Origin of the sequence: Fontibacillus panacisegetis (assembly GCF_900102215.1) — a bacterium.
GTDB classification, from domain to species: Bacteria; Bacillota; Bacilli; order Paenibacillales; family Paenibacillaceae; genus Fontibacillus; species Fontibacillus panacisegetis.
Genome location: NZ_FNBG01000006.1, coordinates 79122 through 98444 on the forward strand (window position 1 = coordinate 79122; position 19323 = coordinate 98444).

At 43.2% G+C, this 19323-nt stretch carries 20 protein-coding genes and 1 other annotated feature; of the genes, 10 read left to right on the forward strand and 10 right to left on the reverse strand.

Features of this window, described 5'->3' with window-relative positions; all coding sequences use genetic code 11:
- Positions 1–72 precede the first annotated feature (72 nt).
- The 3 genes from BLS49_RS07565 to BLS49_RS07575 form a co-directional block, all read right to left on the reverse strand.
- Positions 73–2139 carry a peptidoglycan D,D-transpeptidase FtsI family protein gene (locus tag BLS49_RS07565; protein ID WP_091228036.1) on the reverse strand — a complete coding sequence of 689 codons (2067 nt, stop codon included), beginning with the start codon at positions 2137–2139 and terminating at the stop codon, positions 73–75.
- Between the two features lie 159 nt (positions 2140–2298).
- Positions 2299–3450, reverse strand: coding sequence for a transglutaminase domain-containing protein (locus BLS49_RS07570; RefSeq protein ID WP_091228037.1), 1152 nt, complete (start codon positions 3448–3450; stop codon positions 2299–2301).
- A gap of 44 nt (positions 3451–3494) precedes the next feature.
- Positions 3495–3935 carry a hypothetical protein gene (locus BLS49_RS07575; protein WP_091228228.1) on the reverse strand — a complete coding sequence of 147 codons (441 nt, stop codon included), beginning with the start codon at positions 3933–3935 and terminating at the stop codon, positions 3495–3497.
- 178 nt (positions 3936–4113) lie between these two features.
- Between BLS49_RS07575 and BLS49_RS07580 the strand changes: the two genes are divergently transcribed.
- The 3 genes from BLS49_RS07580 (at position 4114) to BLS49_RS07590 (ending at position 5966) form a co-directional block, all read left to right on the forward strand.
- The gene (locus BLS49_RS07580; RefSeq protein WP_091228038.1) at positions 4114–5271 is read left to right on the forward strand and encodes an MFS transporter; all 1158 of its coding nucleotides are present in this window, start codon (positions 4114–4116) and stop codon (positions 5269–5271) included.
- Between the two features lie 101 nt (positions 5272–5372).
- The gene (locus BLS49_RS07585; RefSeq protein ID WP_091228040.1) at positions 5373–5492 is read left to right on the forward strand and encodes a sporulation protein YjcZ; all 120 of its coding nucleotides are present in this window, start codon (positions 5373–5375) and stop codon (positions 5490–5492) included.
- Between the two features lie 123 nt (positions 5493–5615).
- Positions 5616–5966, forward strand: coding sequence for a toprim domain-containing protein (locus tag BLS49_RS07590; protein ID WP_091228041.1), 351 nt, complete (start codon positions 5616–5618; stop codon positions 5964–5966).
- A 26-nt stretch (positions 5967–5992) separates the two neighbouring features.
- Here the strand turns inward: BLS49_RS07590 and BLS49_RS07595 are convergent, their stop codons facing one another.
- The 3 genes from BLS49_RS07595 to trpS all read right to left on the reverse strand — a co-directional run bounded on the left by BLS49_RS07595 (position 5993) and on the right by trpS (position 8752).
- Complete coding sequence (locus BLS49_RS07595) at positions 5993–6592, reverse strand: SCO family protein (RefSeq protein ID WP_091228042.1); 600 nt, start codon at positions 6590–6592, stop codon at positions 5993–5995.
- A 13-nt stretch (positions 6593–6605) separates the two neighbouring features.
- Positions 6606–7544: a heme o synthase gene (gene cyoE, locus BLS49_RS07600; RefSeq protein WP_091228043.1), complete on the reverse strand. Its 939-nt coding sequence runs from the start codon at positions 7542–7544 to the stop codon at positions 6606–6608.
- Positions 7545–7768: 224 nt separating this feature from the next.
- On the reverse strand, positions 7769–8752 hold the full coding sequence (trpS, locus tag BLS49_RS07605) for a tryptophan--tRNA ligase (RefSeq protein ID WP_091228045.1): 984 nt from the start codon (positions 8750–8752) through the stop codon (positions 7769–7771).
- A gap of 53 nt (positions 8753–8805) precedes the next feature.
- Positions 8806–9060, reverse strand: a binding site (T-box leader).
- Between the two features lie 147 nt (positions 9061–9207).
- Between trpS and BLS49_RS07610 the strand changes: the two genes are divergently transcribed.
- Positions 9208–10188 (forward strand): aldose 1-epimerase, encoded by a 981-nt coding sequence (locus BLS49_RS07610; RefSeq protein WP_091228047.1) that lies wholly within the window; start codon positions 9208–9210, stop codon positions 10186–10188.
- Positions 10189–10377: 189 nt separating this feature from the next.
- A complete protein-coding gene (locus tag BLS49_RS07615) occupies positions 10378–10614 on the forward strand; it encodes an alpha/beta-type small acid-soluble spore protein (protein ID WP_091228049.1) in 237 nt (78 codons plus the stop codon).
- Positions 10615–10737: 123 nt separating this feature from the next.
- Here BLS49_RS07615 and BLS49_RS07620 read toward each other — a convergent pair whose 3' ends face one another.
- Complete coding sequence (locus BLS49_RS07620; RefSeq protein ID WP_091228056.1) at positions 10738–11160, reverse strand: O-methyltransferase; 423 nt, start codon at positions 11158–11160, stop codon at positions 10738–10740.
- A 624-nt stretch (positions 11161–11784) separates the two neighbouring features.
- Entirely contained in the window at positions 11785–13587 is a 1803-nt protein-coding gene (locus BLS49_RS07625; protein WP_091228057.1) for a M3 family oligoendopeptidase, read from the reverse strand.
- 88 nt (positions 13588–13675) lie between these two features.
- Between BLS49_RS07625 and BLS49_RS07630 the strand changes: the two genes are divergently transcribed.
- Entirely contained in the window at positions 13676–13855 is a 180-nt protein-coding gene (locus BLS49_RS07630) for a YycC family protein (protein WP_091228058.1), read from the forward strand.
- Positions 13852–14085: a hypothetical protein gene (locus tag BLS49_RS07635; RefSeq protein WP_091228059.1), complete on the forward strand. Its 234-nt coding sequence runs from the start codon at positions 13852–13854 to the stop codon at positions 14083–14085. Before BLS49_RS07630 ends, BLS49_RS07635 begins: the two co-directional genes overlap by 4 nt.
- A gap of 59 nt (positions 14086–14144) precedes the next feature.
- Here BLS49_RS07635 and BLS49_RS07640 read toward each other — a convergent pair whose 3' ends face one another.
- Both BLS49_RS07640 and BLS49_RS07645 read right to left on the reverse strand, forming a co-directional pair.
- Entirely contained in the window at positions 14145–14843 is a 699-nt protein-coding gene (locus tag BLS49_RS07640; RefSeq protein ID WP_091228060.1) for a DUF2225 domain-containing protein, read from the reverse strand.
- A gap of 62 nt (positions 14844–14905) precedes the next feature.
- Positions 14906–15283: a globin domain-containing protein gene (locus tag BLS49_RS07645; protein WP_091228062.1), complete on the reverse strand. Its 378-nt coding sequence runs from the start codon at positions 15281–15283 to the stop codon at positions 14906–14908.
- A gap of 416 nt (positions 15284–15699) precedes the next feature.
- On the opposite strand from BLS49_RS07645, the gene ylbJ reads away from it, so the two are divergent.
- From ylbJ to BLS49_RS07660, 3 genes are all read left to right on the forward strand, one after another.
- Complete coding sequence (gene ylbJ / locus BLS49_RS07650) at positions 15700–16938, forward strand: sporulation integral membrane protein YlbJ (protein ID WP_091228071.1); 1239 nt, start codon at positions 15700–15702, stop codon at positions 16936–16938.
- Between the two features lie 88 nt (positions 16939–17026).
- Entirely contained in the window at positions 17027–17830 is an 804-nt protein-coding gene (locus BLS49_RS07655; RefSeq protein WP_091228073.1) for an NAD kinase, read from the forward strand.
- Between the two features lie 24 nt (positions 17831–17854).
- The gene (locus BLS49_RS07660) at positions 17855–19303 is read left to right on the forward strand and encodes a S41 family peptidase (RefSeq protein ID WP_091228076.1); all 1449 of its coding nucleotides are present in this window, start codon (positions 17855–17857) and stop codon (positions 19301–19303) included.
- Positions 19304–19323: the final 20 nt, after the last annotated feature.

The following is a 19323-nucleotide window of genomic DNA, read 5'->3' on the forward strand; positions in this document are numbered from 1 at the left end:
ATTTTAAAGAGGAATACAAAAAAAAGCAAGAGGATTTTTTCCTCTTGCTTCGATTTCTTTTTTCTCACTATTTTATTGACCGTTATTCACCGTAGATGTGTCTCCCGAACCGGTATTTTGTTGTTTAGTTTTCTTAGGAACACCATCCAACCCATATTCCTGATCATACGCATCAAAAATTTTCCGTGCGACAGGTGCGGCGCTATGGGCTCCAAACCCACCTTCAGGAATTACCACTGCAACCGCGAGCTTTGGATTCTCACGTGGAGCAAAGGCGATAAACACCCCGTTATCCCGGTTAGCACCATCTCCCCATTGCTGTGAGGTCCCCGTTTTACGAGCAAAATCATAAGGAAATCCAGCAAATACTGGTACATTAGTCCTCATTCCGTCAATAACTGCATCCCAATAAGAATCTTTGAACTCAATCTTATTGAGCACTTTTGGAGTAAATTCTTTAATAACATTACCGTTCTCGTCTGTAATTTTGCTTACGACATGTGGCTCCATTCGTTCACCACGATTTGCTAATGCAACTGTATATTGAGCTAATTGTAATGTCGTATAACCTGCTTGCTGACCAAAAGAGGCATACGCCAAACGTGATAATGATGTCTCAGATTCTGCCTTCAAATAGTTTAAGTTACCTAAATATTCTTTGGGAAGATCCACTCCAGTCGAGACACCAAGCCCAAACTCCTTCATGTATTTATCCCAGACATCGATCCCCTCAGAACCGTATTTTTTCCACAATTTTTCACCGACCATATCAACCATAAAAGTATTGGAAGAATGGAGGATTGCTTGAGTAGGGTTGATACTACCATATGCATGTCTGCCTGAGTTTCGAACACTAGAAGAGTCGTTTTTACCGAAATATGCTATCCCCGTATCAGGATAATAAGTGGAAGTCGTGAACAACCCCTCGTTAAGCCCAATCAATACGGACAATGGTTTGATAGTAGAACCAAGTAGAACAGCAGAATCGAAATTGTGCCCTGAACGACCCGAACTTATTGGTGTAATCGTTCCATTCTGATAATTGGTGATTATCTTATTCCAATCTTCAGAAGATATTCCACCAGATTGCCATACGTTCGTATCATAATCAGGCATACTGGCCATGGCAACAATATTACCTGTGTCCACTTCCATCGCTACGGCGTACCCTGTTTTCGCATTTGGATGCGTCTCGCCGGACACTCGATTTTTATGAACCCAATCGATTTGGTCCAGTATGGCCTGTTCGGCAATCATCTGAACATTTTTATTAATCGTTATATGCAAATCATTGCCCTTCTCAGGCGGAGTTACTTCAGGTATTCCTGTAGCCATATTACGTGGATCAATAGGCACACTCTTGAAGCCGTTCTTACCTCGAAGTTCATTCTGATATTGCATCTCAAGGCCATCGATTCCTACAAATTCTTCATCGGTATATGTGAGAGCTGGATCAGCATTTTCTGCTTTATTAGCCTCTCTGATCGAGTCATACCATTTCAAATCGGTCGTTGATTTGAATTTCTTCAAATAACCGATCGTTTGTACCGCTACGGTACCTTTATCATAATGACGAATGCTCTCCTCTACAATTTCTATCCCAGGGAACTGATCCTTTCGTTCTAGAAAATAGGCAACTTCCCCTTTGCTTAAATCCATCTTGATTCTTCGTGGAGAAAAACCGCCGCTTTGTTTATACTCCAAGTCCATCGCTTTGATGATATCTTCCTTGGTCATCTTATCGACGTTTGGATTTCCATATTTATCAAAAACCTCTTTCAGCTTATCGACAAGCGCCATCGCTTCGGGTCGATTCGACTTCCCCCGATCTGTGCTCTTACTATAATCCTTCTGTAATGTAATATATAGCGATTGAACCGGAGTGGAATACGCAAGCTTCTCGCCCCCAGCTGCAATAATCGATCCACGAGTAGGAGGTAATGGAACATCCTTAACCCGGAGACTATTCTCTTGCTGGGATAAGCTTGGACCTTCTACAAACTGTAAAATAGCCAACCGCACAATGATAACTGTAAAAATAGCAAATGCACTGAAAAAGAACATATTCAATCGAATATTAAAATGACGTTGCATCTCGGCTTCTTGCTCGTGCGGATCGTCAGAGTATACCCTTTTCATTTTCGTTTCTCCTCTTTCATCCCTTCTGAGTCATACCACATAAAATATATATTAACATAACGAATAAAGCCATCACCAAGTTACAGCAAGAACAGAGATTTCCTAAAATTAAAGATGGAATATTTAGAAAATCTCTCTGCTTGCCTGCTACTCTGCATCCTACACAATGGTGTCAGGCACATGAGTTTCTGAAAAAGCAGGAGGATCAAACCAATTCCCGCTCTTTGCCCATGTTGAATCAAGAGGGACCCATTTATTTTTCTCCGTTAAATACACCTCGTTCCAAGCATGTGGACCGTATCCACCCTGACCATCATAACCTAATCCGGTCACTACTTTAACCTGTAGGCCTTGTGAACGGGCCATGGCTGCATATAAGCGTGAATAGTCGATGCACACACCTTTTTTCGTATCAAAGGTATCTTTAGGTGTCTGTTCGTGCCAAATCCCACGTTCCTCGTAATCTTCCACTTTACCGTAGTCGTACCTTACCCTCGATCCGATCCAATCATAGAGCTTCCGTGCCTTCTCTTCATCCGTACTTGCTCCCTTAGTGACTTCAGCCGCTGCGAGCTCGATATTTTGTGGAACCTCTGCATCAATTAACTCATATTTGCGCTGAAGAATGCCATTAAGCTCGGCTTCAACACTACGAGTGAATACCGGGAGCTTCTCCTTGATCAGATTGCCCGATAACGGCTCGATAACGCTTCGCGCTCCCTGCTGATAGACAGGTGAAGCTTCTATATATCGACTAAAGCCGCTGCTGGGAAATATCGTAACTACAATGAACAGCACCGCAATGATCATCAGACATCTCGCTCCGCCAATTACCGCTCCGATGCATGCTCCAGTAATCCGACTAAGAAAGGAAGCTGGCCTGTTCTCACCAAAGACCATCGATCCTAATAGAGAACTTCCGCCTAGTGCAAAGGCCGAAATCAGGCCAACCACCGAACGGATCAGCCAATAACTGATAATAAATACTACAGCGAAGCGCATTAATGGGAAATCCCGTATTGCAGTCACTAACGTATAATATACTTGCTCCCAGGTTGCTAAATCCCGCTCAGGAGGAACTACAGCTGACAACCATGTCTGCACTTTAGGAGATAACCACAATGTTAATGGAATAGATGCAACGATGCTCAGGAGCGTCAGCACCCCGCCACTGACAAGAGCGAACAGCCTGCCAGCCGTCCGCGATGCGCCGCGAAGCAGTCCTTGTAGCACGGACCCAAGCAAAATAAATAACAGTAATACCGATACCAAATTAAATTCCAGTAAACTTTGAATCCAATCTTCTGCCATGTCAGCCCCCAGTCTTGGTGTCATCCTGCATATTTTAGATAGTATTACGGGGAGTTGCGCTTTGCCTCCGTAATAAATGCCTGAAGTGTATCATTCATTGACCATTCACCAAGAGATACACCGCGGAAAGTAACCTGTACTTTATCACTACCCGTTTCACCGGTCACTTCCAGATTTGGTGTAGTAATTGTATAGCTTCCATCGTTATTTTGAGTTAGCTTCGCATCCTTAGCTTCATTTTTCATCATTTTCAGCGCTTCTGATTTACTGATACTAACTGCCTGGTCCGTAACCGTAGTTACCGCGTTCCCAATATCCTTGAGCGATATCCCGCTATAGATAATAACAGACGCCACAATAGCCAGAACGAGTACCCATTTGATTACCGTTTTTACAAAGTTTACGACCAGAAACAAAACAACGAGGGCGCCCACGATAACCAGCCAATTCTGTTTAAAAAATTCACTCCATACCTGAAAATCCATATCCAGCATTTACAACACTCCTATGTCCAATTTGATCAGAGGTAGTCGGCAACAGTGATGCTAATACATTATACATGATGGCCCTATGCCATGTCAGCTTAACCAAAAAAAGGGCATAAGTTCGTCCACTGAAACGTACAAGTAGAGCATAATGACTTTACTTCAGGAGGGCAAGGCAATGAAAATGGCTTTCTGGCTTTACTTTTTTATGTTCCTCGCTTTCTTCGATCTGCATGCCCAGTATCCGGTGCTTACTCCTTTTGCTCTTTCTCTTGGCGCAACACCAACGTTTATTGGATGGATGATGGGGATCTATGCTCTCACACATCTGCCAGGTAACTTATTAGCGGGTCAAGGAGTAGATCGCTACGGAAGCCGCGGATACATGATATTCAGTCTCTTATCTGCAGGATGTATCTTATTGCTTCAAGCACATGTCACTGAACCATGGCAGCTACTTATACTGCGTTCTATCAGTGGATTCGTGCTGGCTTTTCTGTCTCCGGCTTGTCTTGCGCTGCTGGCCTCTTTATCCCGAAATCCTGTTCATCAGGGAAAACTGATGGCTGGACATGGAGTAATGCATACCCTGGCCTCTGTCGTTTCTCCTGCAGCGGGTGCATTTTTAGTTGCCCAAGCCGGATTTTCGCAGACATTTCAAGCCCTTGGCTGGCTTCTGATCGCTACAGGTGTCATTGCCATATTTACCATTCATGAGCCAAAGGCTTCCCTTCGCACAGGAATACCAGCTGCTGCTAATGCTCCAGTTAAAATCAACATCATCCCGCTGAGACACTACTTGCTGCCGCTTGCTGTATCCTGTTCCCAAGGTATTTTATTTTTTGAACTTCCGCTGCAGGCTGGCGGAGCCTCCGGCATCCTGCATACCGGACTATATTTCTCCATTATAAGTCTGGGAGCGCTTGTTACTTTATCGATGTTGTTCCTAAATCGGTATTCTCCATATTTACGAGCTCACGTGGGAATTCTGGGCATTGCACTTTCCTTTTTCTCATTAGCTGCTCTGGACACTGTTCCGATCTCTGTAACTTTATTTTTTCTAGGTATGTCTAAAGGAGTTGTTTTCCCGGCCATTGCCTCACTTTTTATTGATCTCAGCGGCGGCAAACGGCTGGGCACAGTATTCTCATTGCAATCTATCGCAATGTCCATCGGATCATTCATCGGGCCTATCGCTGCAGGATTGCTGCATAATTATTCATCCCCTTACTTTCTGGCGTTTGTTCTGCTAATGCTAGTGTTAATCCTGATCCCGCCCTGGTCCAGACAACAAGTCACTCCTCCGCCAGTAAGCTTGCCTACAAACCGAATGTAATTGTAATTGATCATTTTAGGCAGCTGCACAGAGCAACAACTGGGGTTCCACATAGTATATGGTGTAGCAAACGACCCGACCTGAAAGAGGGGTGAAAAGAAATGGGAAACGTTAATCCTTGCGGACCTGGACTGGGTGCAGGCTTCTGGACATCAACTGGAACGATCCTGGTGTTGTACATCTTGCTGGTGATCATCCTCCGCACTCCTTTTGGATTATAAAAAAGCAAACATGAATTGCGGTCTGCCATCCCGGCAGGCCGTTTGCCTTTGCACTTGCCCTTGTACAAGGATACAATGTTAACTAAGCCCACTCCAACTACCCTACTAGACGAGGTGATTCCCATGTCGATCAGTATCATTGTCGAAGGCAAAAACGACCGTAGCAAGCTGCGCCGATTAATTCAGGAGGATGTTAGAATCCACTGTACCTACGGAACACTGAACTCGCTTAAAATGGAATCTCTTCGCAAGCATGTTGGTGATGATGAAGTGTATCTTTTTATGGATAACGATTCCTCCGGCAAAAAAATACGCGGCATTTTAAGGGATCTATTCCCTGACGCCGTTCAGATGTATACGAGAAAAGGATATGCCGGTGTCGAAGGAACACCCGATGAATATGTCATAGCTCAATTAGAAAAAGCCGGTCTGGAGGAATTTATTCTGTATCCCCCCTCAACCGACTTTATATGATCGATTATTTATTAACAATAACTCCACTATTCTTTAGCCAGATCTGCAACGCCTTGTGCAATTTCTGTAGCCGTTACCTCTGGACGGTAAATTTCACGTAAATTTCCGTCCCGATCCACAAGCCCAATGAGATCCATATGGACGAAATTGCCGTCCTTATCTTGATTAATCAGTATTTTGAATGAGTTCATTGCCAAATCGATTGTCTTCTGCTGGTCTCCCCTTAGAAAATACCATCCCGAATAATCCGCTTTGAACTTGTCTCCAAAAGCTTTAATCTGCTCTCTAGTATCCCTTTCAGGATCAAATGAAATTGACACGATTGCCGCGTCTTTTGCAAATAACCCTTTTTCCTTAAGCAAGTCCTGTACTTGACTCAGACGGAAGGTAGAAATCGGACAAACATCCGGACAATTTGAGAAGAAGAAATAAAACAGCCGAACTTTGCCGTTGGTATCTTCAAGCGATACAGTACCGCCGTCTACATTTTCCATGCTAAAGCTTGCTACTGGACCTATCACAGGAAGCTTCGGTTTGGAATACGTATCCCAGAGCAAATACCCCGCAAGCAGAGCACATATCGCCAGTAAAATCCAGGTCCATTTATACTTTTTCAAAAGGGTCATTCCGGCTCCTCCATTACAATCGTACGGTATCAAGTATCATCACGATCAGGCTGATCGTCAAATAATTAATCGAGAACAAAAATACTTTCTTTGCCCAAGCGTCATTGTCTTGTGAACGGAACCCCTTGAGTGCCATAAATAGCCACATCAAAGATAAAGCTTCACCGATGACAAGGAACCATATGCCCGTGTAATTGTACATATACATAAGAATCGGGATCGGAACTAACAGCACCAAATAAGGAATCATTTGAAGTTTTGTTCTTGGAATCCCCTTAACAACGGGCAAGAGAGGGAACCCGGCGGCACGGTATTCTTCTACACGACGTATGCCAAGCGCCCAAAAATGCGGCGGCTGCCATAAGAATAGTAATGCAAACAGCAGGATCGCTCCTAAATCAACAGAGCCGGATACAGCGACATAACCGATTAAAGGAGGCATTGCCCCCGAAATTGCACCGACCGAGGTACTCCAGGTTGAATTCCGTTTCAGCCAAAGCGTATAAATAACGACATAGACAAGCATGCCTATAATGCCAAATACGCCAGCTAACGGACCGGAAAAAGCAAACAATACAGAGAGACCTATAATACCGAGAATCACCGCATACCACAATACAATTTTTGGAGCCAGCTTACCTGTTGGAAGCACGCGATCTTTCGTACGGTCCATCTTTGTATCCAGCTCACGATCGAAATAATTGTTAAATACACAAGAAGAAGCCATGATCAACATGGTTCCAAGTAAAGTCAAAATGAGTTTTCCATACTCCAACTCCCAGTGAGAGGCTACCCAAAATCCTGCAAATGCTGCAATTAGATTGGAACGCAAAATCCCCGGCTTGGTCAGAGCAATAAAATCCTTCCAAGTCGCAGTTTCTCCTGGAGGGGTCGGTCTCACGGACAAGGTTGCCGTTTCCGAAGAAGCATGGTAACTGATTGGTTTGTCCATGTGTGAATCTTCCTCCTAAATTCAAATTTTAAATATGTGAATTTTCACGAAAAATTCAATAAATTCTTCTCTCGATATAAACTTTATCACATCCAACCCTAAAAGTGTTTGACAATCATTTGATAAAGGTCTCTTTATTTTGACAATTCAGTGACTTAAAACAAAAACCTGAGCATTATTTTGCCCAGGTCTGGATGAATTCCTTGCATTGTTCCTATAGCAGACTATTCAGGTAAAAAGCCCATTAACTTCTGTACATCTTGAAGCGTTCGTTCTGCCACCTCAGAGGCTCTTTCAGCACCTTGTCGCATGATGCTGCGAATTTCACCGGATTCTCTGATATCACGGTAACGCTGTTGAATCGGCTCCAAAAGACCTACTACAGCTTCTGCCAAATCCTTCTTGAATGGTCCATACATTTGGCCCTCATAGCGCTGTTCAACCTCAGCGATCGACAGACCAGCACACTGGCTATAAATCGTAATGAGATTGCTTACTTCAGGTTTGTTTGCTGGATCGTATTTTACTTCACGACCCGAGTCAGTAGTTGCACGGCTGATTTTTTTGCGGATTTCATCAGGTGTATCAAGAAGTGCAATAGCACTGCCAGGGTTAGGGTTACTCTTACTCATCTTCTTCGACGCATCATCCAAAGACATGATACGTGCACCTACTTCAGGAATATAAGGCTCAGGAAGAGTAAAGTACTCTCCGTACCGACTGTTGAATCTTCCCGCCAAATCACGAGTTAATTCCAGATGCTGCTTCTGATCTTCTCCTACAGGAACCAAATCAGTATTGTATAATAAAATATCCGCTGCCATCAACGAAGGGTATACGAACAACCCGGCCCCCACCGATTCCTTGCCCGCAGATTTATCTTTAAATTGCGTCATTCTCTCAAGCTCACCCATAGAAGTGAGTGTAGTTAGCAACCATCCGAGCTGTGCATGCTGGCGTACATGTGATTGCATATATACATTAGCTTTGCCTGGATCAATACCAGCTGCAATATAGATGGAGGCCACAGCTTCTGATTGTTCCTGTAAAGCTGCTGGATCCTGAGGCACCGTAATCGCATGAAGATCAACCACCGAAAAGTTACACTTATATTCGTTCTGCAAAGTAACAAAGTTCTTTATTGCTCCGATATAATTTCCCAACGTCAAATTTCCACTAGGCTGAATACCTGAAAAAACGGTTTTCATTTTTTTCTACCTCCTGAGAATACGAATTTAAACACAAAAAAGGCCTCACATCCGCAAGGGACGTGAGACCGTGGTGCCACCCTTATTCGTTGACAGACATAACGAAAACAATATCTGACAACCTTGTCATTCCGTAACGTGGAACAAGTCGACCGGCATACTTATAAAATAGAGAATTTTCTCAATTTATCGTTCTGCTCGGCACTCCAGGGTCCAATTCAACATATGCGTCTTCTCCGGTTCACATCAACCACCGGCTTTCTGAGGAAGATGATGCATTGTCTACTAATCCCTATCATCGCGTTCAATTAATTATTGTATTTATTGATTATACATAATATCATAATTGTCACTTAGTTGTAATGTCAAATCCATTTTTCGTTGTTAAGAAAAAGTGTTATTATAGGTCTAAAGCTAAATTAATTTGATGAATATGTGGGAAAAGGAGTAACGATATGAAAAAGGTGACCAAAGGACATTGGAACGGCTACGATACGTACATTTTACATAGCCGCGAACTTGAAGTCACACTACTGCCCCGACTTGGAAATAACGTCATTCGCATTTGGGATCATGTTCAGCAACGTGAGATTCTGCGCCGCCCAGATGAAGGTGATCTCGACTTTTACCTGCAAAAGCCATATCATTTCGGCATTCCACTGTTAATCCCACCGGGCCGAATTCGCAAAGGTCATTTTAACTACGGTGGTCAAGATTATCAATTTGATCAGAACACAGCAAATAACAATCACATTCACGGATTGCATCGTACACAAGCATGGTGTGTCAGCGACATAGAAGAAGACGATGATGGTTGCGCGATTACGACAGAATTCACAACTACTGACGATCCTAACTGGATTCGCCAATATCCAGTACCATTAAAGCTGGAAGTGACATTCCGCCTGCAGGGTGCTTCCTTGAAGCAAACCTTTAAGATTACCTCTTTGGGTGACAAGCCAGCTCCTTTTGGTCTCGGGCTTCATACATGGTTCCTTATTGATAGTATTCCCGAGCAGTGGACTTTAAAGCTGCCAGTATCCGGTACGTACCCGCTTGATGAAGAACTGCTTCCTACCGGAATAAAGGCTCCACTAGATGAAACCTTGGATCAGCTTAACACTGGCTTGAATTTAAAAGGAACAAATTTTGATACAACATTAAGCATTGACGATTTGCCTGTACAGGCAGACCTTCTCCGAAATGATGGATATGGACTTCGTTATTCTGCAGACCCACAGTATTTCAAGCATTGGGTACTGTATACCAAAGGGGAAGCTGACCAGTTTCTATGCATTGAACCATACACCTGGCTGCCTGATGCTCCAAATTTACCTTTCCCTACAGAGGAGACAGGCCTCATAGACCTGCAGCCTGGTCAAGTCGTAGAGTTAAACGTCAATCTGGAGATCATCTACCCTTCTGCTGAAGCGTAGACCAACTAATATGAAGTAACAATAGACCTAAATCAATAAGAAGGGTTGTCTTATTTTAAGACAGCCCTTCTTATTTTGGATATCAAATAATAACACAACAATTACCAGTAAAAAACATAGAAGTTATGCCGCATATTTTTGTTCGTAGAAACCATACTAACATCACAAAGGCCAAAGGAGGTGACAAACATGGCAGGTCAAAACCAAGGCCGCGGAAGCCGTTCCAACAACCTGGTTGTTCCTCAAGCTACAGCAGCTTTGCAGCAACTGAAGTATGAAGCAGCACAGGAGCTCGGCGTTCAAATTCCGCAAGACGGTTATTACGGGAACCACACTTCTCGCGAAACCGGCTCCCTCGGGGGTTATATCACTAAACGTCTGGTTCAATTGGCAGAACAACAATTGTCGGGACGTTCCAGTCAATAATTGCAATTTCCTCTATTTACACCATAGCAGGACAGGTGACCTGTAATACAGGCCACCTGTCTTTCGTCTTTGTATGTAATCAATTATGATGGCGGTTCCTGTTACTTTGTAACCACTTCTAGATCATACATCCGAAGCAACATCATGATATGTATTAGCGGCATTCTTGGATTTAGGATATCTTTGAATCAACAGGTTTGCCATATTGTAGTTTGATTCAAGAATAGCATCAACAATAACTGTATTTTGCCGCAACGCAAATTCATAGCTGATTTCCCCGTGAGTCCAATACCTTTTGTATTTAAGCACTTCTATTGCCATAGCCTTGAAGGATCGTCGTTGCTCTACACTAAGACCTTGTTCCTCTTCTGTTATTTGACCATTACGGCCTGCTATAGGGTTATGCCTGATACCGAATTTTCCTATAGCATTATTTCTGATTTGGATGAATACGGTGCCCGATGTCATTCCGCCAAGCTCAGTATCTAATTCCTTAAAAACCATATCCACTTGCCTTGCGAGTGAGATTTGATCGGTATATTGCATATTCACCCTCCCTTCCAATATAGTTCCCTATATATAGGGCTTGCGTCTCATTATATGCTATATATATACAATTATCAACATATAAAAGCAAAAATGGGTAATAATTACTATGTAAATTTTACTAATATTTCTTTTTATTTCACAGTTCGACAAAGTCATTTTTATTTTGACATTATTTCTGACGAAATTTCTGATGCAAACAATATAAAAAGGGGCTGTCCCAAAAGTAGGGTTAGTGTCAAAACTAGAAATAGCGGTGCAAGGAAGATGATCCCTGCACCGCTTGATCCTACCAGTAATTGTATGACCGTATCTCATGTGTAATAGTGTCATGATGCGGAATTCCTGAAATTCCTGCAAATGTGCAGGCTTTGTTTATGTAAAGCCCCTAAATGCCCTAAATTGCTGTAAATGTGCAGGCTTTCTCTAAGGATTCTCTTCAAACTAGTCTATTCTGAACCATATTCCTGCATTTTTGCAGGCTTTTGTTCATCCTTTCATAGCTACTTTAAAAAAACTGTATTTTTGCATCCTTTTCCTGATATCTTGCCTTTACACTGCTAAACAAGAAGCGTCCCTCAAAGTTATCTTAGATAACTTTGAGGGACAGCCTCCTTAAAGCAGCTATTTCGTCAATTCAAGAAACTGTTCTACGTCAGCCACAGCTAGAGACATTGCGTCACGCCAAAAGTCCGGTTTGGTCAGATCGACATTCAGATGTTTGGCAGCTAGTTCTTCTACTGTCATTCTTCCAGTATCACGCAGCAATGCGTCGTATTGGTCAGCAAATCCAGAACCTTCACGCTGAGCCAGCGCATAAATGCCTGTACTGAACATATAACCAAAGGTATATGGGAAGTTATAAAACGGAACATCAGTAATGTAGAAATGGAGCTTGGATGTCCAGAAATGTGGATGGTATTGACCAAGAGCATCATGGTATGCCTCCTTCTGCGCCTCTTCCATTAAGGAGGACAATTCAGAAGCATCCAGCATTCCTTCCTTCCGTTTCTCATAGAAACGGGTCTCAAACAGGAAACGGGCATGAATATTCATGAAGAAGGAAATCGAGCTTTGAATTTTATCCGCCAGCAATCCAATTTTTTCTTTATCATTTGAAGCATTTTTAACCAGTGCGTCCGAAACGATCATCTCCGCAAATGTCGAAGCCGTTTCCGCTACATTCATTGCATAATCCTGATTAAATGCAGGCAAATCATCCATCAAATACTGATGATAAGCATGACCAAGCTCATGAGCTAACGTTGACATATTGGAGACTGTTCCGCCAAAGGTCAAGAATATACGAGTTTGCTTACTTACTGGAAGCGAAGTACAGAATCCGCCAGGCCGTTTACCAGGTCGATCCTCAGCTTCGATCCACTGGTTATTAAAAGCATCTACCGAAAAGTCGGCAAGCTTAGGGCTAAAATTTCTGAACTGCTTGACGATTTCTTTGGCAGCATCCTCATACGTAATTTTTCCGGAAACATTATTTAACGGCGCATCAACGTCGCTCCAATTCAATTGTTCCAGACCTAACAGCTTTGCTTTCCGCTCCAAATAGGATACAAAGGTGGACTTATTCTCTTCGATAACCTGCCACATCGTATTTAATGTCTCATGTGACATCCGATTAATAGCAAGCGGCTCCTTGAGAACGTCATTCCAACCACGTTTCTCATACAGTTTCAGACGGAAACCGCCAAGTCGGTTCAACGTGTCGGCACTATAATCCTCCACATCCTCCCAAGCCCTCTCCCAATTTGCAAAGGTTTCCTCACGAACTGAGCGATCCGTATCATCCAGCTTATTCGCTGCCTGTCCGACTGACAGCGTTACTGTCTCGCCATCCTTAGTATTGAATGGAATGCCTACCTTAGATACGATCGTATCATAGTGTTGTCCCCAACCATGATAACCATCGATAGCCAGATCAGCAGCAAGGCTCTCCAGCTCAGGTGCCAATTTCTCCCTGGCAGCATCGCGTCTCTCACTTAATACAAAAGAAATCGAGGCAATCTCTTCACGGCTCATCCATCCCGCCCATACATCATCCTCAGTTAGTCTCAACACATTTTGGAAAGAAGTCAGCAAATTTTCGAAAGATGCACGAATGGTAATGACCTTCGTAGTAAGCTGAACTGCCTTTTTATCATGTTGATTTTCTGAGGTTAAGCATTCCACAAAACTGCCCGCTTCAATAATTTGCGACTCCGCTGCCTGGATCCCCTCTATAATGCTGTCCAAACTTTTCGTATCTTCTACAGTTGCTGGAGCCGTTATCTCCTTAAGGCGGATATTCAGGCCAGCAATATTTTGTTCAAGCTGATCAAGGAACGATTTGAACTCTGGAGAAGAAGATCCTCCCGGGAAAATATTTTCCAAATTCCACGCCTGCGACAGTGTATTGGTTAATTGCTTCATTCTTGCATCAATCCTTTCTAACTGCAATGTTGATAGTAATCAGAATATAGGTGTATAACTATTATTAAACAGACAGGAGGAAAAAACCATGAAGCCATTACAAATATCCCCCGACACAGCAGTAAAATTAGCCGCTAAGCTGAAAGTGCCCATTGAACATCTTATGCATATGCCTCAGCATATTTTACTGCAAAAAATAGCCGAGCTAGCCAAAGAGGAAGCTGGACACAATAACACAGAGAAAAATCAGGATCATCCGTCATCATGATACCTTTTGAACGTTCCCTTCCCTATGATCTCGTTATGGGCGATGTTTATGTGCCGGAGTGTCCTTTTTGTAAAAAGGATCAAGTACTCCTGCTAATCAAACCGGAAGATGTATTGTTGGCACGTGAAGGCAAGAAAAAACTGCTGGTGTTTCCCTGCTGCGGCAATAAAGTTGTCGTTCTGGACAGCGATAACGATTACTTATTGACGGATACTATAGTCCGTCGTTAACCATGTTCCAGAGCATGTCAGGGGGTGTTCTTCTAGAAGAACACCCCCTTCTTAATTAGCTAGCTATGCATTTCCTCCGGCAGCTCATGCCCTACATTTAGCATATCCTCACGCAGTACAGCCCATTGCTCCCGTGAAGCCCGGATCATCGCAGCATCCATAATTTTTTTGTCATTGATGACACGCGAGAACCATCTGACTGCATTATTATAATCTCCGACTCGACGATGCAATTCACCTATTAAATACATCAGCTTTGCATCGTTACCAAATGGGTCCTCATTTTCATATACCCGAATGTACGATTCAAGAGAAAACTGCAAGAACCGCATCTCCTGCTCCCGATTTTCATTATAACGATACAACCACGCAATATGATGCAGCAAGCTCGCTATAATACGTTCCTTATCGCCGATAGTCTGAGCGCATAGTAAAGCTAATTTATATGTCTCCAAGGCTGCAGTCCAGTCCCGCTTGCCACCATAGTCCCGTTGAATAAATTTACTTCCAATTCCATCCACAAACAATTTCCTCTGCCGATCATTCAGACTTTCAAGAGAGTTCTCAGTCGAAGCGAAACCACAAGAAGGGCATACTCGTACGACATAGAAATCAGGATTTTCTTTCTGATAGTGTTTACAAAAATCGGAGTCCGTCTTAGATGCCCGTTTTAAGCTCGGCCGTACACGTGAAGTTGAAAACTCATGCTCGCAATAAACACAGGTCACCTTAATTAGATATAGAGGCTCTAGTTCCATTATGTATACTCCCTCTCCGTTAACCCGCCTATAGGCGAATCAGTCAGTTTTGTTCTATGGTTCTATGGTGTGTTGACAAAATGAAAAGCTGGACCAGACAATCTCTGCAAAACAAAATCACGAAGCTCTTCACTTATTCCGATTTCCTCAAGTGCAGCAGACATACAACCAAGCCAGGCCTCCGCCCGCTCTGGTGTAATCGGAAAGGGGAGGTGACGCGCCCTCATCATGGGATGACCATGTGCATCCGAATATAACGAAGGTCCTCCGAAAAACTGTGTCAAAAACATATATTGTTTCTCCAATACCGGTTCAATATCCTCTGGAAAAAGGTGACCGATAACCGGATTATTCTGAACTTTAGGATAAAAAGCCTCTACCAAACGACGAATTGCATCGGCTCCGCCGAGATTGTCGTAAATACTTAAGCCAGGCTCCATAGGCGTTCTCCTCTCGTAATTTCAATCCCATAATTCTGACTCTCCTTATTATAACAAAGATATTCAAAAAAAAAATAAAAGCTCCCTGAGGAGCTCTTACTTAAATGTAAAGTCTGTTTGGAGTGTGTAAAGTTAGTAGCTGCGCCAGTCCTCTTCACCAGTGCGGACCAGAGAGGCGCGGATAACGTACACAAAAGCACAAACGAGAACGCCTGCAACAATACTCATAATCAACACCCCATCCATAATTAATTGAAAAAGGATTCAAAAATCATTGTTAGATCACAAATTATATAAATATTTTATCACAAAAAAAATAAAAAAACAGCCGAAATGTAACCGCTTTCTTTTATTTTTTGTCCTGTTTGTCCTCCCCTCTACATACACTTCATTATGATCCAACTGGAGGCGTTGAAATGAAGTTTACAAGGTGGACTCCCCCTCTTTTGCTACTGATTGTACTAGTCTTATGCATATTAATGTTATCTTATCCGCAGGCCAGCTGGATTGCCGGGACAAGAGGCCTTGGCATTTGGTGGAACGTCCTGTTCCCATCATTGTTTCCATTCTTTGTAATATCTGAAGTTATGCTCGGATTCGGTATTGTCCACTTTTTAGGCAAACTGCTTGATCCACTAATGAAGCCGTTGTTCCGGATTCCGGGGAGTGGCGGCTTTGTCGCCGCAATGGGATTTGCTTCAGGCTATCCGGTCAGTGCCAAGCTTGCCACCAAGCTAAGGGAACAAGGACTCGTGAGCCGTGTCGAAGGTGAACGGCTAGTCGCTTTTAGCACTTCATCTGATCCCATCTTCCTTATTGGCGCTGTTTCCGTAGGATTTTTTGGTGATCCTAAGCTTGCTGGAATTCTCGCAGTGGCCCATTATGGGAGTGCTATTTTTGTAGGTATTTGTATGAGATTTTACGGAGGTTCTAACGAAACTCCACAACAAACCATGAAGCAGAAATCTGATAAATCCAAAGCAAAATCTGATGCCCGCTCTTTCAGCCTGCGTGCTGCTGTTAAAGCAATGCATGACGCACGGGTCGCAGACGGAAGAGGCTTGGGAGAATTGTTACAGCAAGCTATTACCTCCTCCTTGCAGCTTATGGCTGTAGTTGGAGGACTTGTTGTTTTTTTCTCCGTTATTCTTGAGGTATTAACTGTATCCAATGCTATGTCCATTTTATATCACGGTATTCGTCTTCTTTTGCATGTGCTCTCCCTCCCCCCAGAACTTGCCGAACCGTTTGTCGGCGGGCTCTTTGAAGTTACCTTGGGCGCTAAAGCAGCGGCCGCTCCAGCAGGAGTCCCTCTCGTTTTCAAGGCAGCAGCAGCCGCTTTTATATTGTCATGGGGCGGGCTTTCTGTTCATGCTCAAGTAGCTAGCATCCTGAACGGCGCAGACTTGCGTTATCTGCCATTTTTGTTTGCACGAATACTTCATTCTGTTGTATCAACAATCTTCGTATTTTTGCTATGGGAGCCTCTTGGCATACATCTGCCTGCATTCATCCCTTCGTTCTTGCTGACTAGATCCGACTCGGCATGGAGCCTGTGGCCTGACCTGTTAACCGTTTCGTTAATCATTATTTCTTCCATGTTAATTGTGTCCCTTCTCATAAGAATCATTCATTTGATGATATTCCGAAGATAGGTAACAAATTGGTAAATGAACCGTTGTGTTATGTTTCATAATTGATTATGATCTTATTTATAAAGGAAAAACAAAGGAGCATATCATCTTGAGATATTACGTTTTGGACCGTGGGGATCAACTATCCGTTCGATTAACCGAGTCCTTTCATAAAATGGCGGCCGAGCAAGGGCTGCAACTAGATGCTGAATCCCCTGATATTGTTGTGTCTATCGGCGGAGATGGCACGATGCTCCATGCATTTCATACCTTCATTAACCGTATTCCTTCGATCGCATTTGTTGGAATACACACGGGTCATCTGGGCTTTTATGCCGATTGGAAAGCAGATGAGATTCCGGAGCTTATAACTATGATGAGTGGTCATTCCGACTCCGGCCAGCTCATGCCAAGAATCGTCCGTTATCCGCTTGTTGAACTGGAAATTCAGAAGAAGTCTGGAACAAACTCATACATTTGCCTTAACGAATTTACTTTAAAGGGCGTAGGGGGAACTGTTGTAGCGCAGGTTGATATTAACGACGAGCTATTTGAAATGTTTCGGGGCGATGGCATATGTGTGTCTACTCCTTCAGGAAGTACCGCCTATAACAAAAGTCTTGGAGGAGCCATGATCCACCCATCCATCGAGGCATTGCAAATTACTGAAATCGCCTCAATCAACAATCGGGTATTCAGAACAATGGGATCTGCACTCGTATTACCTAAGCATCATCACGTGGATATTTACTCCCGTAAAGAGCAGAGCCTTATTCTGACGATTGATCATATCAATATACCTACTGACGATTTGATTTCAGTTCGATGCCAGGTAGCCAAGCAAAAAATCAGCTTCGTTCGTTATAGGCCATTTCCATTTTGGAATAGAGTTCGCAATGCATTTCTTGATTAAAATAAAATGAAGAGGACGTCTTAAATGAACTTGTACAAATTACGTCAAAAAGCACTTATTCCTTTGCTAGCTATTTCAATTTTTGCTCTTCCAGCAGCGGCTGGGGCTGCCGAAGCAACCAATGTTGCCGAGTCCTCTGATATGGCTATCCTTCAGGAAGTTCTTGATTATTTGGAAGCTTACAATATTGAAGGTGCGGAAAGAGAGCTGTTACTGGAAAATGCCATTCGCGGAATGGTGTATACACTTGATGATCCTTATAGCGATTACTATTCCAAGGAAGAGCTGCAGCAATTTGAAGACAGCATTAATCAGGAATACGTCGGAATCGGAGTCACACTACGTTTCAATAACAACAACCTGTACATAACAGAGGTTCTTGCTGGATCACCTGCCAGTAAAAGTGGTCTTAAACAGAACGATATTATCAAAAAGGTCGATGGACAAGCTGTCAAAAGCATAGATGATATCATGTTAATTTCCGGTGAAGAGGATTCAAAGGTAGCGATCACCATCTTACGAGGGGATAAAACATTAGCAATCCCTGTCACTAGAACACATTTTACGTTGCCTTCGGTTAAAGGCTCCATGATTCCTTCTACCCGAATTGGCTATATTGCAATCACTTCCTTCTCGGACACCGCCGATCAGGAGTTTGACAGTGAGTTGGACAAGCTTCGCAAGGCAGGAATGAAATCTATTGTGCTGGACCTTCGTGATAATCTTGGCGGATATGTTGAGGTTGCTCAGAATATCGCCAAACGCTTCATAAAGAATGGAACATTGATGTATACCGCTGATCAAAGTGGAGTGTTGGAAGAGATTCCGATCACAGATGGAGAAAACATCGGGATGCCGGTTGTAGTATTAACCAACGAATTGACCGCCAGTGCATCTGAAATACTGACAGGTGCACTGCATGACAACGGTGTAGCCACGGTCATCGGTTCTCAAACCTATGGCAAAGCGCGTATTCAGAATTTGTTTACACTATCCAATGGAAGTTCTCTGAAGCTGACTGTTCAGCGTTATCTGACTCCAAACAAGTTGGACTTTAACCATACCGGGCTTACACCAGATATTGAAGTTAGCAACAGCTCAGTCGCTCAGCTAATTACTGGATTATATAAAGCAGGATTAAGAACCATCGATATTCAAGCAACTGCTTCATCGTTCAGTGTTAACGGTGCTTCATTCGGTGGAGAATTTATCGATATCATTCAGAGCGGCAATAAAGTATACGTCTCTTCCCGCGTTCTCGGTTCGCTCGTAAAAGGTTCTGTCACTTGGGACAACATTAACCAAAAGCTGATCATTACCGACTCCAGCGGCAAGAAAAGCGGCTTCAGCATTGCTGCGAAAAGCGCCAAAATGGTGGATAGTCAATCCTATATTGAACTGCATGATTTTCAGAAAAAATTTACGGACGTCAAATGGAGCTATCAACAAGGAGTACTTAAACTATCAAAATAATAATTCACAATAAAACAACG

Coding starts and splice junctions, on each gene's coding strand:
- BLS49_RS07630 (WP_091228058.1), top strand. CDS start 13,676: ATGAAGCCATTACAAATATCCCCCGACACAGCAGTAAAATTAGCCGCT.
- BLS49_RS07595 (WP_091228042.1), bottom strand. CDS start 6,592: ATGACCCTTTTGAAAAAGTATAAATGGACCTGGATTTTACTGGCGATA.
- BLS49_RS07620 (WP_091228056.1), bottom strand. CDS start 11,160: ATGCAATATACCGATCAAATCTCACTCGCAAGGCAAGTGGATATGGTT.
- BLS49_RS07590 (WP_091228041.1), top strand. CDS start 5,616: ATGTCGATCAGTATCATTGTCGAAGGCAAAAACGACCGTAGCAAGCTG.
- BLS49_RS07640 (WP_091228060.1), bottom strand. CDS start 14,843: ATGGAACTAGAGCCTCTATATCTAATTAAGGTGACCTGTGTTTATTGC.
- BLS49_RS07570 (WP_091228037.1), bottom strand. CDS start 3,450: ATGGCAGAAGATTGGATTCAAAGTTTACTGGAATTTAATTTGGTATCG.
- BLS49_RS07645 (WP_091228062.1), bottom strand. CDS start 15,283: ATGGAGCCTGGCTTAAGTATTTACGACAATCTCGGCGGAGCCGATGCA.
- BLS49_RS07635 (WP_091228059.1), top strand. CDS start 13,852: ATGATACCTTTTGAACGTTCCCTTCCCTATGATCTCGTTATGGGCGAT.
- BLS49_RS07660 (WP_091228076.1), top strand. CDS start 17,855: ATGAACTTGTACAAATTACGTCAAAAAGCACTTATTCCTTTGCTAGCT.
- cyoE (WP_091228043.1), bottom strand. CDS start 7,544: ATGGACAAACCAATCAGTTACCATGCTTCTTCGGAAACGGCAACCTTG.
- BLS49_RS07565 (WP_091228036.1), bottom strand. CDS start 2,139: ATGAAAAGGGTATACTCTGACGATCCGCACGAGCAAGAAGCCGAGATG.
- BLS49_RS07575 (WP_091228228.1), bottom strand. CDS start 3,935: ATGGATTTTCAGGTATGGAGTGAATTTTTTAAACAGAATTGGCTGGTT.
- BLS49_RS07615 (WP_091228049.1), top strand. CDS start 10,378: ATGGCAGGTCAAAACCAAGGCCGCGGAAGCCGTTCCAACAACCTGGTT.
- BLS49_RS07610 (WP_091228047.1), top strand. CDS start 9,208: ATGAAAAAGGTGACCAAAGGACATTGGAACGGCTACGATACGTACATT.
- BLS49_RS07580 (WP_091228038.1), top strand. CDS start 4,114: ATGAAAATGGCTTTCTGGCTTTACTTTTTTATGTTCCTCGCTTTCTTC.
- ylbJ (WP_091228071.1), top strand. CDS start 15,700: ATGAAGTTTACAAGGTGGACTCCCCCTCTTTTGCTACTGATTGTACTA.
- BLS49_RS07625 (WP_091228057.1), bottom strand. CDS start 13,587: ATGAAGCAATTAACCAATACACTGTCGCAGGCGTGGAATTTGGAAAAT.
- trpS (WP_091228045.1), bottom strand. CDS start 8,752: ATGAAAACCGTTTTTTCAGGTATTCAGCCTAGTGGAAATTTGACGTTG.
- BLS49_RS07585 (WP_091228040.1), top strand. CDS start 5,373: ATGGGAAACGTTAATCCTTGCGGACCTGGACTGGGTGCAGGCTTCTGG.